The organism is Nocardia sp. NPDC056000, assembly GCF_042269265.1.
Lineage (GTDB): Bacteria > Actinomycetota > Actinomycetes > Mycobacteriales > Mycobacteriaceae > Nocardia.
The window spans coordinates 165524-177941 of the sequence record NZ_JBHJXS010000015.1 but is presented as its reverse complement, the minus strand read 5'-3'; the positions used below and the strand labels follow the sequence as shown (position 1 = coordinate 177941).

Below are 12418 nucleotides of genomic sequence, written 5' to 3'. Positions count from 1 at the left end.
TTGTCCCGCAGCCTTTTCAGGCTCGCCTACGCCCGTCGGGCGGCGCGGCGGATCAGCGGAAGATGGTCATGTACCAGAGACCGTCGTTGCCCTGGTCGCAGCGGTAGCGCCAGCCATCCTCACCGCGCAGGTTGACGCCACCGGCCTGGAAGCTGCCGTTGGAACCGTCGGCGTCGCAGGCCTGCACGGAGCCGTAGCTGCCGTCGACCTGGAGCTCCTCGGCGTGCGCCACACCCGCGCCCAGTCCGGCGGCGGCGAGCGCGAGAGCGGTGACGGCGAGAGTCTTCTTCATGGGGGTTTTCCTATCGTTCGATGACCTCTGCACCACATTCAATAGGTCGCATCGTGACCATTTCATGACTGGCACAAGAGGTTTCGAAACATGGAAGAGCCGGGCCCGGACGGTCCACGGTCCGGGCCCGGCTCGACGACCACATCTGCGGGTTGGCCCTAGGGCGCAGATGCGGTTTTCCCGCGCCGCTCGCTCACGGAGTCCCCGTTCGCTCGCGAGCGGCGGCGGATTCACGCCGCGCGAACGTGGGTCAACCCCCATTCGCGGGCAAGCAGGCGGTGCGAATTCAGGCGATCCGCGTGATCGTGGGTGACGCTGGTGATCACGAGTTCGTCCGCACCGGTGAGTTGTTGCAGGGCGCGCAGCCGTTCGGCCACCGAACCCGGTGAACCGACGAACTGGGTGGCGACCCGGTCATCGATCAGGCGGCGCTGATGATCCGAGAGCTCCGGAGCGGTGGCGGGATCGAGGTACTCGGCCGCCCCGGCCCCGCTGCGAATGCTGTAGACCCAGTGCCCGTAGCTGGAGGCCAGGTGCCGCGCGGTCGCATCGTCTTCTGCCACCACGACATCCGCCGATACCACCAGGTAGGGGCGCGGGAAGCGTTCGGAGGGACGGAAAGCGGCGCGATACGCCTCCACCGTCTCGATGATGGTGCCCGGTGACACGTGATAGTTCGCCGCGAACGGGAGTCCCAATTCGCCTGCGAGCTGCGCGCTTTCACCGCCGCTGCTGCCGAACAGCCACAGCTGCACATCCGCGCCCTCACCGGGGAACGCCCGCAGGTGCACGCCATCGCTGGCCGTATAGGTGCCCGCCAGCAAGTCCCGGATCTGCTGTACCTGTTCGGTATACGGCAGCGGTTGCGCGCCCGGCAGACTGAGCGCCTCCAAACCCGCTGCGATACGGGAGGTGTCGAGCAGTTGCCCCGGATTGAAGGGCGGCGGCAGCACCACACCGTCGCGCACCTCGGTGCGCCGGTCCTGCTTCGGCACCGGCGGCACCCCGGCGGAACGGATCTGTGCGCCACGGTGACCGGAGCGGCCCAGACCCAGATCCAGGCGGCCCGGGTAGAGCGCGTCCACGGTGCCGAACGCCTCCACCACGGCAGCCGAGGTGTGATGCCCCAGCTGCACCGCCGCCGTGCCGACCCGAATGGATTCGGTGGCGGCGGCGATGAGGCCGATCAGGGTGGTGGATGCCGAGCTGGCCACATTCACGAAATGGTGTTCGGCGATCCAGAAGCGCCGGTAGCCCCAGCGTTCGGCCTGCCGGGCCAGATCGATGGTGTTGCGCAGCGCCTGCCGGGCGTCCGAGCCCGCGCTGATCGGCGAGAGGTCCAGGACCGAGAGCGGAGTGGTCATAGCGCCTGCCCCTTGCGCGGATCCTGTTCGCCCGCCGTGATTTCCACCCGGAGACGGTTCTGCGGCGGGGCGACCGGGCAGGTCGCGTAATCGGTGAAGGCGCAGGGCAGGTTCGCCGTGCGGTTGAAGTCGATGGTGAGGGTGTCGTCGGCGGCCGGGCGGGGCAGATCGAGGCGGCGCGCGCCGCCGTAGGTGGTGACGCCGCTGGTGCCGTCGGTGAAGAGCAGGTGCAGGCCGGAGGTCTGGTTGCCGAACACGACCAGCGTGTGTTCGGTCCCGTCCAGCTCGAAAGTGACCGTGCCGGTGGCGACATGGTGGTGTTCGAGCCCCGCCACGACCGCGCCGGTGGTGACCACGCGCGCCACCTCGAAGGGGGTGAACCGGCCGGTGACCACCCAGCGCGGATCGGGCGCGTAGGCCGGGATCGCGGTGAACGCCGCCAGGGACGGTGCGGCCGGATCGTGCACGCGCAGCGCGAATTGCCCACTGCGGCGGATGACTTCGATGAGCCGATCGCCGTGGCGCACTTCGAGGCCGGGCGCGCCTTCACCGGGTGTGAGGACGGTGCTGCCGGACAGTACCGCGCCGTCGCGGGTCAGGGGTGTCGCCACGCCCTCCCCCGCCGGGTTCGCGGTGTCGGATTCCGCTGTGACGTAGACGTTTTCGGCATCCGCGCGCCAGCGGCCCGGCAGCCCCGGCACGGTCTCGTCGGCATTGCCGAGCCAGTGCAGTCCGGTGAGGCTGAGCCAGCCCAGGGGCTGCCGCGCCCAGGCGTCCCGCTCGGATTGCCAGGTGGCCCACTGCTGTTCGAATTCGGTGACGATGGCGGTCATGACGCGCGTACTCCTTCGGTGCTGCGGTGCGGGTGGCGCAGACCGAGGTGGTCGCGCAGGGTGGGGCCGGTGTACTCGGTGCGGAAGCTGCCGAGTTCCTGGAGTTCGGGGATCACCTTGTCGACGAATTCGTCGAGGCCGGTGGGGGTGAGATGCGGGACCAGCACGAAACCGTCGGCGGCATCGCTCTGCACGTAGTGATCGATGGCCACCGCGACCTCGCGGGGCGTGCCGACGAACTGCTGGCGCGCGGTGGTCTCGATGATCAGATCGCGAATGCTGAGGTGCTCGGCCGCCGCCTTGGCGCGCCAGGCTTCGGCCACCGCGCGCGGATCCTTGGCATGCCGCACTCGGCCGCGGGTGATGTCGGCATTGTCGACCGGATCGATATCGGGCAGCGGGCCCTCGGGATCGTATTCGGACAGGTCGCGGCCCCACACCTGCTCCAGGAAGGCGATCGCGGTCTGCGGGGTGACCTGTTGGCGGCGAATGCGTTTCGCGTTCGCGGCGGCTTCCTCGGTGGTGTCGCCGAGCACGAATCCGGCGGCGGGCAGGATCTTCAGATCGTCGCGGGCGCGACCGTATTTGGCCAGGCGATCCTTGACGTCGGTGTAGAAGCGCTGCCCGTCCTCGAGCTCGCCGTGCGCGCTGAAGATGACATCGGCCTTGGCGGCGGCGAATTCGCGACCGTCATCGGAGTCTCCGGCCTGGATCTGCACGGGATAGCCCTGTGGACTGCGCGGCAGCACGTAGTCGCCGTCGATATCGAATTGATCGCTGCTGAAGCGCACCCGGGGTGCGGGCTGGGCGAAGACGCCGCGCTCGCGATCCACCACGAGGGCATCGGCGGGCCAGCTGTCCCAGAGCGCGCGGGTCGCCTCGATCACCTCGTTGGCGCGGGTGTACCGCTTGGCGTGCTCCAGATAGCCGCCGCGCCGGAAGTTCTCGCCGGTGAAGGCGTCCGAGGAGGTGACCGCGTTCCAGGCCGCGCGACCGCCGGACAGATGATCCAGCGATGCGAATTGCCGTGCCAGTTCGAAGGGTTCGTTATAGGTGGTGTTGATGGTGCCCGCGAGCCCGAGATGCGTGGTGACCGCCGCGAGCGCGTTGAGCACCGTGAAGGTGTCCGGCCGTCCCACCACGTCCAGATCGTGGATGCGGCCGCGCTGTTCGCGCAGGCGCAGGCCCTCGGCCAGGAAGAAGAAGTCGAACAGGCCGCGTTCGGCGGTACGCGCCAGGTGTACGAAGGAGTCGAAATCGATCTGACTGCCCGAATTCGGGTCGGTCCACACCGTGTTGTGGTTGACGCCCGGGAAGTGGGCGGCGAGGTGGATCTGCTTACGTATCCGCTGTTCCGGCATGGCTCTCCTCAGGCGTTCAGGTAGCGATTGACGGGGCGCGGCAGCCCGAGGCGATCTCGCAGCGTGGGTGTGCCGGAATCGGCCGGGATACCGGCGGTCAGCTCGGCGAGGTACGGCAGCGCGGCGGGCAGGGCCAGCGGGCGCAGTACGACGCCGTCCGCGTGGCAGTCGGTGTCGATCCGGTCCAGCAGATCCTTCAGTTCCGCGGCGGAGCCGATGTGGAAGAACGTGCCGGGTGCGGGGGTGGCGATCCAGTCCTCCAACTGCGACACCTCCACGGCGGCGTCATCGGCGTTCACGGCGAGGTGGATATCGATATCCAGCAGTATTCGCACCTGATTCGGATCGCGACCGGCGGCGGCCACCGCCGTGCGGAGTTCGGTGCGCAGCGCGGCGGCCGCGTCCAGATCCTGGGCGGTGACGCGAATCAGGTCGGCGCGGTGCACCGCGAGCCGGGCACTGTGCGAATCGGCGGCGCGCACGGTGACCGGCGGCTGTCCCTGCGGCGGGCGCGGGGTGATGGAGGGCCCCTTCACCGAGAAGTTGTCGCCGACGAAATCGATGTAGTGCAGCCGATCGCGGTCGATGAAACGCCCGGTCGCGATATCCCGGATCTCGGCATCGTCCTGCCACGAATCCCACAGGCGGGCAACCACTTCGATGGCTTCATCGGCCTCGAACCAGCGCGAGTGCGCATCCTGTTCGGGCTTGCGGCCGAACAGTTTCGCCTCGCCGTCCGCCGATACGGTGACCTCCCAGCCCGCACGGCCGTAGGACGCGAAGTCCAGGCTCGCAATGGCTTTGGACAGATGGAAGGGTTCGGTATGGGTGACCGGGGCCTGTGGAATCAGGCCGATCCGCTGCGTCGCGGCGGCGGCGCGGGCCGCGATGGCGACCGCGTCCAGGCGGCCGGTCGCACCCGCGGCCTGGAGCGCGAACGAGTCCGGCAGGAACGCCAGATCGAAGCCCGCGTGCTCGGCGGCGCGCAATGCGTCCACCCAGTAGCCGCCGGTGAACAGCTCCTCGGCGCGTGAATCCGCGCGCCGCCAGGAGGCGGGGTGCGCGCCGGTGCCGGACAGTTCCAGGCCCAGCAGCAGCGGTGCGGATTGCGGCATCACGCTGTCCTTTCGAGAGGGGTGAGCAGGGCGGGAGCATCGGCGGCTGCCGCATCGGCCGCCCCGGCGCGGGGCACGGCGGCGAGCAGCTCCCGGGTGTACTCGTGCACGGGATTGTCGAATAGTGCTGCGGTCGTCGCGGTTTCGACGATGACGCCCTGCCGCATCACCGCGACGCGATCGGCGAGGCGGCGCACCACCGCGAGATCGTGCGAGATGAACAGGTAGGCGAGATTCAGTTCGGTCTGGAGGTGTTCGAGCAGGTCGAGAATCTGCGCCTGCACCGAGACGTCCAGGGCCGATACAGGTTCGTCCAGCACCAGCAGGTCCGGGCGCAGCGCCAGTGCACGGGCGATGGCGACGCGCTGGCGCTGTCCGCCGGAGAGTTCGGCGGGGCGGCGATCGAGGTATGCGGCGGGCAGCGCCACCTGATCCAGCAGTTCGGCGACGGTCTCCCGCCGGGACTTGCGATCCCCGATCCCGAAGGCCTGCAACGGTTCCGCGATGATCCGCGCGATGCTGAGCTTCGGGTTCAGCGAAACGTAGGGATTCTGATAGACCACCTGGACGCGGCGGCGGAACTCGCGCAGCTTCGCCCCGCGCAGCCCGCCGACCTCCCGGCCGTCGAAGGTGACGACGCCCGCGTCCGCCTGTTCCAGCCGCGCCGCGATGCGCGCGGTGGTGGACTTGCCGGAACCGGATTCGCCTACCACCGCGAGGGTTTCACCGCGCGCCACCTCGAACGATACGTCCGAGACCGCCGTGAGTGAGACGCCGTGCCCGATCGAGAAGACCTTGCGCAGCCCGTTCACCGACAGCAGCGGTGTGCGGTCCGCGAGCTCCGGGCGCGGCGGGAGTTCGGTAACGAGGCTGGGTGCGGCGGCGATCAGCCGCCGGGTGTACTCGTGTTGTGGATTGCCGAGAACCTCTGCGGTATCGCCGGTTTCGACCACGCGCCCGTGCTGCATGACCACGATGCGATCGGAGCGTTCGGCGGCGACCGCCAGATCGTGCGTGATGAGCAGTACCGAACTACCGGATTCGGCGGTGCGACTGGCCAAATGGTCCAGGATCCGGCGCTGCACGGTGACATCGAGAGCGCTGGTCGGCTCATCGGCGATGACCAGTTCGGGCGCGCAGGCCAGCGCGATGCCGATCAGCACGCGCTGGCGCTGTCCGCCGGACAGGTCCTGCGGATACTGGCGCGCCCGCGTCTCGGGCCGGTCCAGTCCGGCCTCGGTGAGAATCCGCACCGCCTCGATATGCGCGGTGCGGCGGTCGGCGCGGCCGTGAATGCGCAGCACCTCCGCCACCTGATCGCCGATGCGCAGCACCGGGTTCAGCGCGGTGCCCGGATCCTGCGGCACCAGGCCGATGCGCGCGCCTCGAATCGCCTGCAGGGCATGTTTATTCGCCTGATCCAGGCGCTGTCCGTCGAAGTCGACGGAACCGCCGGTGATCACCCCGCCGTTCAGCAGGCCGATCACCGCGTGCGCGAGGGTCGACTTACCGGAACCGGATTCGCCCACCAGCGCGACCGTCTCCCCGGCCCGCACCTCGAGCGAGACGCCGTCCACCGCGACGGTGGTCCCGGTGCTCCCCCGGTACTCCACCTGCAGATCGCTGATACTCAGCAGTGCGTCGCTCATCGGGCGTTGTCCTTGTGCAGGGCGCGGGCAATGCGCTGGGTGGCGAGCACCAGGGCGATGATCACCAGGCCGGGCAGGGTGGTCAGCCACCAGGCGGTGGCCAGGAAGTTCCGGCCCTCGGAGACCAGCGAGCCCCATTCCGGGGTGGGCGGCACCGCGCCGTACCCGAGGAAGCTGAGTGAGGCCACGAAAAGCACCGCCATCCCGAAGTCGATCACCGCGAGCGCGGCCACCGGCCCGTAGGCGTTGCGCAGCACATGCCGGAACAGCACCACCGGCCAGCGCACGCCGGCGGCGAACGCGGCCTCCACGTACGGTGCGCGGCGCACCCGCAGCACCTCACCGCGCATCACCCGGGCGAACCGGGCGATGAGCGAAATACCCACGGCCAGTGCCACATTGCGGGTGCCCATGCCGAGCACGGTGATCAGCGCCAGTGAGACCAGCAGATCCGGAATCGACAGCAGCACATCGGTGACGCGCATGATCACGCTGTCGACCGCACCGCCCGCGGTACCCGCCACCAGGCCCACGAGCGAACCGATGACCAGGCCGAGCAGCACCGCGAAAACGGTGGCGCTGAGCGAGAGTCCCGCACCGTGCACCATGCGCGTGTAGAGATCGCGGCCGAGGTTGTCGGTGCCGAACCAGTGCTCGGCGCTCGGACCGCGCAGCTTCTGCGCCGGAATCCCGTGCAGCGGATCGCCACTGGCGAATACACCGGGAACCGCTGCCCAGCCGAGCACCAGCAGCAGGATCACACCGGCCACGACCAGGCCGTAGTTCCGCCGCAACCAGGTGAGCGCCCGGCGTGCCGAAACACTCTGGACCGCTTGGATTCCGGTGCGGCGGCCGGTCTCGGGCGCTGCGCTGGGCGCGCCCAGCGTGAGGGCCTCAGACATCGTTGACCTCATCGCCGGTGAACCAGTAGGCCATGCCCGGATCGAGCATCGCGTGGGTCAGGGTGATCACCCGCAGTCGCGGCGGGCGCGCGGGTTCGGCTGCCGCGCTGTGACTCCCGGCGACCTCGGTATCCGGCCGCGTCCTGGTGAGCAGGGACAGGCCGCCGAGGGCGACGGTCAGGACCGCCAGCAGGTAGAAGATCTCAGGCATGCGCGGACTCCTTACGCGAACTGCGCTGTGCCACCCGGGGATCGAGCAGCGGATAGGCGAGGTCGATGAGCAGGTTGACCGTCACGAACACCAGCGAGGCGAACACGACGATGCCCTGCACCACCGGAATGTCCTGGTACAGCACCGATTGCTGGGTGAGGCGGCCGATTCCGGGCCGGGAGAACACCGTCTCGGTGACCACCGATCCGGCCAGTACGGTGCCGACCCACAGGCCCGCCACGGTCAGCGCGGGCGCGACGGCCGGGCGCAGCACATGCCGCAGCTGCACCCACCAGCGCGATGCGCCCTTGGCGAAGGCGACCTCCACGAACGGCTGCCGCCAGGTGGTGACCAGGCTGGAGTACAGCACCTGCGCGATGACCGCGCCCACCGGCAGCGCCAGCGTGATCGCGGGCAGGATGGTCGCCGCGAATCCGGTGCCGCCGAACGCGGGCACCAGTTTGAACCGGAACGAGAACAGTTGCAGCAGTAGCAATCCCACCCAGAACTGCGGCATGGACGCGCCCAGAGGCGGCAGCGCGGTGAGCAGGATCCGCAATCGCGGCCGCTCGGTGTACGCCGCCGCGACGGCCAGCCCGGTACCGCCGAGCACCGCGAACACCATGGCGAGCGCGGCCAGCGCCAGCGTCGAGGGCAATGCGTCGGCGAGCGCGCCGGTGACCGATTGGCCGGTACTGATCGAATACCCCAGATCCCCGTGCACCGCATGCGAGATGGCATGCCAGTACTGCACCCAGATCGGTTGATCCAGGCCGTATCTGGCACGCATCTCGGCGATGGCGGCGGCATCGGTGGGCAGACCCTCGGCCGCGTTCGCGGCCATGTCCACCGGGTCCGAGGGCAGCAGGTAGAGCACCACGAAGGACAGCGAGAAGGCCGCCCACAGTACGAGCACCGCCTGCAGAATCCGTCCGATCACGTACCGGCGCATGGCGATTACCGTCGCAGTCCGGCGTCGTGGAACTGCAGGCGCGCCGAGGCGTCGAACTTGATGTCCGCGACGTTCTTGCCGACGCCGATCGCCTGGGACAGCTCGATGGTGGGGATCCACAGGCCGTCGTCGAGCACCGCGTTCTGCGCCTCGCCCAGCAGGCGGGTGCGCACGGCGTTGTCGGTGGCCGCGAGCTGCTGATCCAGCAGCGTATCCAGCTTGTCGGTCTCGCTGCGGGCGTTGAGGTTTCGGCCGTTCACCGCGAACTGGCGCAGGATATCGCCGTCGGCCCGGCTGACGTTGTAGTAGACGACGTCGTAATCCTTGTTGTTCTGCCGGGTGGTGCTCTCGGCGACCGATACCGGCTCCAGCCGCAGATCGATGCCGACACCGCGCACCTGCTGCTGGGTCAGCTCCAGAATCGCCTGGTTACCGGCGAATACGGCGGAGAACAGCACGCCGAAGGACAGTCGCTGACCGTCCTTGACCCGAATGCCGTCGGCCCCGGGCACCCAGCCCGCGTCGTCGAGAATCTTCTTCGCAGCGGCCTGATCGAACTTCACCCGGGACGACAGATCCAGATAGCCGGGGGTCGCCGAGGCCAGCACGCTGGTCGCGTACTTGAACTGCGGGCCCAGCACGGTGTCCACCAGTTCCTTGCGATTGATGGCGGTCAGCAGCGCGTTGCGCACCGCCGGATCGCGCAGCGCACCGCGAGTCAGGTTGGGCTGCAAGCCGAATGGCACACCCGGATTGGCGGTGTACTGCACCTTGCCGCCCGCGCCCTCGATCTGCGGGGCGTCCTGCGGCAGCGCGTCACTGACCGCGTCGAGCTGCCCGGAGGACAGGCTGCCGGTGCGGACGCCGGATTCGGGCACGACGGTGAAGACGATCTTGTCCAGCAGCGCCTCACCCTGGGTCGCGAAAAGCGCGGAGCCCCAGCGATATCCATTGCGCTTGGCCAGCGTGGCGGAACTGTTCTGCTTCCAGTCCGCGTAGGTGAACGGGCCACTGCCGATATTGCCGCCGAGGCAGCGGTCATCGGCCGACTTGGCGAGGGTGGCCTCGGACTGGATGCCGAGCTGTGTGGTCGAGGATGCCTGCAGGAACTGGGCATTCGGCGCGTTGAAGTCCACCCGCACGGTGCGCGGGTCCACCGCCGTGCTGCCGGTGTACCCGGCCAGGAAGCTGGCGGCCTGCGGGGCCTTCACCCCACCCAGCGCGACGATCGAATCGAAGTTCTTGCGCACGGTATCCGCGGTGAGCGGGGTGCCGTCGCTGAAGGTGACGCCCTCCTTCAGATGGAAGGTGAAGCTGCGCGCGTCCTGGCTCACGAACCAGCTGTCCGCCAGCCACGGCCGGATCTGACCGGTGGCCGGATCCTGATCGGTGAGCGAATCCACGATCTGCCGGGTCACGTACAGCGTCTGATTGGTCGCCGACTGTGCGGGATCCGAGCAGGTCGGGGCCGTCGAGAGACCGTAGCGCAGGGTGCCGCCCGGCTGCGCCGGACCGGACGCGGCCGCACCGTCGTCGCCACCGCACGCCGCCAGGGATAGCGCGGCGGCCAGGACACCGGCGAGGGCGACCGGACGCCGCAGGCGAGCCGCGGCCGATCGGCTCGGCGACGCCCCGGCGGGCTCGGTGTGCACGGCTGGGGATGAATTCACTGTGGATCTCCGGAGGGGTAGCGATCGGCGCCGAGCGGACGGCTCGGAATGCGGTGGCGCAGTTCGGGCGCCACCTCCGCCTGGAACAGTTCGAGGCTTTCGCGGTGCTGCTTCTCGGTGCGGCCATCCGCGTCGGCGCTCAGGTGCAGCACCTCGTGACCGAGTTGCTCGTGGTAGCGGTGCAGTTTGTCCAGCACCTGCGCGGGCGAGCCGAGCAGGGCGGACGAGCGAGCGGCGAAGTCCTCGACGGTCTCGAACACGATGGGCACATTGAACTTCGCGGCCGCGGCCTTACGGGCCTCGAAGATCGGGCGGTAGAGATCGAGCGCCTCCTGCGAATCCCGGGTAACCAGGAAACCCGCCGTGCCCGCGCCCACCAGCGCCTCCGCCGGATCATGCCCGTAGGCCGCCCAGCGTTCGCGGTAGTGCCGGACCAGCGCCGCATACGGTTCGATCGGATAGGTGACATTCGCCGAGAACAGCGGATCACCGTGCAGCGCCGCATAATCCGCGGATTCCTCGCTGGTGGCGCTGCCGTGCCAGATGCGCAGGCGCGGTTGCAGCGGGCGCGGCAGCGCCTTCGCCTCGGTCAGCGACGGGCGGAACTTACCGCTCCAGGTGACGCTGTCACTGGCCCACAGCTGCCGGAACAGTTCGTAGCCTTCGCGATTGCGCTCCCACTGATCCTCGGTGGTGACGTGGAACAGCTGCGCCTGCGCCGCGCCATTGCCCTTGCCGATGATCAGTTCCAGGCGGCCGTCCGAGAGATTGTCCAGCGTCGAGTAGTCCTCGAAGGCGCGCACCGGATCCAGCAGGCTGAGCGTGGTGACACCGGTGAACAGCGCGATCCGATTCGTGACGGCGGCGATATGGCTGAGCACCACCGGCGGTGCGGCCGAGATGAACGGATCCTCGTGCCGCTCCCCCACCGCGAAACCGTCATAGCCGAGATCCTCGGCCAGGCGCGCGCTGTCGATCACCCGCCGTAACCGCTGCCGGGGTGACTCCTGGATGCCGGTGACCGGGTCCGGGGTGTGCGTGATCAGGGTCAGGAGAAGGAATTTCACGTGCTCAGCCCTTCTTCTTCGGCAGGCCGGGCGGGTTGATCCGGGAGGCCGTCACGGTCTCGTTCTTCAGACCCCAGCGGTCGATCACCTTCTGGTAGAGGCCGTGGTCGATGGCGTACTGGATGGCCTCGTGGATCGGCCCGATCAGGCCGTTGTCCTTCTTGACGAGCACGCCGATCTCGGCCTGCAGGGCATCGCCCGCACCGGAGAGGGTGCCGATCACCTTGGTCTGACCGGCGGTGACGGCGTGGTACTGCGCCGACGGGTTCGGACCCAGGTAGCCGTCCAGGCGGCCCGAGGACAGTCCCAGGTAGTAGTCGGTGATCTGCTGGAAGTAGGCGATATCGATCTTGGGCAGGCCCTCGGCGATATTCGCCTCGTTCCACTGCACCAGGATCTGCTCCTGATTGGTGCCGGAGCCGACGCCGATCCGCTTGCCCGCCACCGACTTTCGATCGGTGAAGGTCCAGGTCGCGTCCTTGGGCACCTCCAGCGCGAGATTGTCCAGGCGGTAGGTGGCGAAGTCGAACTTCTCCTTGCGCTCCTCGGTGACGGTCACATTGGAGATGAAGGCGTCCACCTCACCGGAATCCACCTTGACCGAGTTCTGCGCCCAATCCGCCGTGCGCAGATCGACTTTCAAGCCGAGGATGTCGGCGAACAGATTCGCGAAATCCACCTCGGAGCCGACCGTGGTGCGATCGTCATTGGCCAGGAAGCGCAGCGGCGGCGCGGATGCCGCCGAACCGGTCACGATCAGCGTGCCGCGATCCCGGATCGCCTTGGGCACCTGCGCGGCAATGGAATCCACCTTGTCCGCGTGCACGCGGCCGGACTGCTGCGGGGTCAGATCGTAGGTCAGGCCGTTCACGGTGCGGGTGCTGTCCGCGCCGCCGTCGCCGTTACCGCACGCGCCGACGAACAGGCCCAGGATCGCGACCGCGAGCGCGGTGCTTATCCGTCTGCGACGACTCGACAAAGACATGACAATCCTTCACTGAG

General features: G+C 68.6%; 12 protein-coding genes. All 12 read right to left on the bottom strand.

Annotation, left to right across the window (positions count from 1 at the left end; translation table 11 throughout):
* Window positions 1-52 precede the first annotated feature (52 nt).
* Complete coding sequence (locus ACFC4D_RS37595) at window positions 53-292, bottom strand: hypothetical protein (RefSeq protein WP_364637322.1); 240 nt, start codon at window positions 290-292, stop codon at window positions 53-55.
* Between the two features lie 230 nt (window positions 293-522).
* Window positions 523-1656, bottom strand: a complete 1134-nt coding sequence (locus tag ACFC4D_RS37590; protein WP_376070617.1) for an LLM class flavin-dependent oxidoreductase — start codon at window positions 1654-1656, stop codon at window positions 523-525.
* Window positions 1653-2489 carry a DUF1684 domain-containing protein gene (locus ACFC4D_RS37585; protein ID WP_376070614.1) on the bottom strand — a complete coding sequence of 279 codons (837 nt, stop codon included), beginning with the start codon at window positions 2487-2489 and terminating at the stop codon, window positions 1653-1655. Before ACFC4D_RS37585 ends, ACFC4D_RS37590 begins: the two co-directional genes overlap by 4 nt.
* Window positions 2486-3850: an NtaA/DmoA family FMN-dependent monooxygenase gene (locus ACFC4D_RS37580; RefSeq protein WP_376070611.1), complete on the bottom strand. Its 1365-nt coding sequence runs from the start codon at window positions 3848-3850 to the stop codon at window positions 2486-2488. Before ACFC4D_RS37580 ends, ACFC4D_RS37585 begins: the two co-directional genes overlap by 4 nt.
* Before the next feature lie 8 nt (window positions 3851-3858).
* Window positions 3859-4965: an LLM class flavin-dependent oxidoreductase gene (locus ACFC4D_RS37575; RefSeq protein ID WP_376070608.1), complete on the bottom strand. Its 1107-nt coding sequence runs from the start codon at window positions 4963-4965 to the stop codon at window positions 3859-3861.
* On the bottom strand, window positions 4965-6614 hold the full coding sequence (locus ACFC4D_RS37570) for a dipeptide ABC transporter ATP-binding protein (RefSeq protein ID WP_376070606.1): 1650 nt from the start codon (window positions 6612-6614) through the stop codon (window positions 4965-4967). Before ACFC4D_RS37570 ends, ACFC4D_RS37575 begins: the two co-directional genes overlap by 1 nt.
* Complete coding sequence (locus ACFC4D_RS37565) at window positions 6611-7516, bottom strand: ABC transporter permease (protein ID WP_376070603.1); 906 nt, start codon at window positions 7514-7516, stop codon at window positions 6611-6613. The genes ACFC4D_RS37570 and ACFC4D_RS37565 overlap by 4 nt, the downstream gene beginning before the upstream one ends.
* Window positions 7509-7727, bottom strand: a complete 219-nt coding sequence (locus ACFC4D_RS37560) for a hypothetical protein (protein ID WP_364637308.1) — start codon at window positions 7725-7727, stop codon at window positions 7509-7511. The genes ACFC4D_RS37565 and ACFC4D_RS37560 overlap by 8 nt, the downstream gene beginning before the upstream one ends.
* Window positions 7720-8679 carry an ABC transporter permease gene (locus ACFC4D_RS37555; RefSeq protein ID WP_375961997.1) on the bottom strand — a complete coding sequence of 320 codons (960 nt, stop codon included), beginning with the start codon at window positions 8677-8679 and terminating at the stop codon, window positions 7720-7722. Before ACFC4D_RS37555 ends, ACFC4D_RS37560 begins: the two co-directional genes overlap by 8 nt.
* Window positions 8680-8684: 5 nt before the next feature.
* The gene (locus ACFC4D_RS37550; protein WP_376070600.1) at window positions 8685-10349 is read right to left on the bottom strand and encodes an ABC transporter substrate-binding protein; all 1665 of its coding nucleotides are present in this window, start codon (window positions 10347-10349) and stop codon (window positions 8685-8687) included.
* The gene (locus ACFC4D_RS37545; RefSeq protein WP_375961994.1) at window positions 10346-11416 is read right to left on the bottom strand and encodes an LLM class flavin-dependent oxidoreductase; all 1071 of its coding nucleotides are present in this window, start codon (window positions 11414-11416) and stop codon (window positions 10346-10348) included. Before ACFC4D_RS37545 ends, ACFC4D_RS37550 begins: the two co-directional genes overlap by 4 nt.
* Window positions 11417-11420: 4 nt before the next feature.
* Window positions 11421-12401, bottom strand: coding sequence for a transporter substrate-binding domain-containing protein (locus ACFC4D_RS37540; protein ID WP_376070597.1), 981 nt, complete (start codon window positions 12399-12401; stop codon window positions 11421-11423).
* Window positions 12402-12418: the final 17 nt, after the last annotated feature.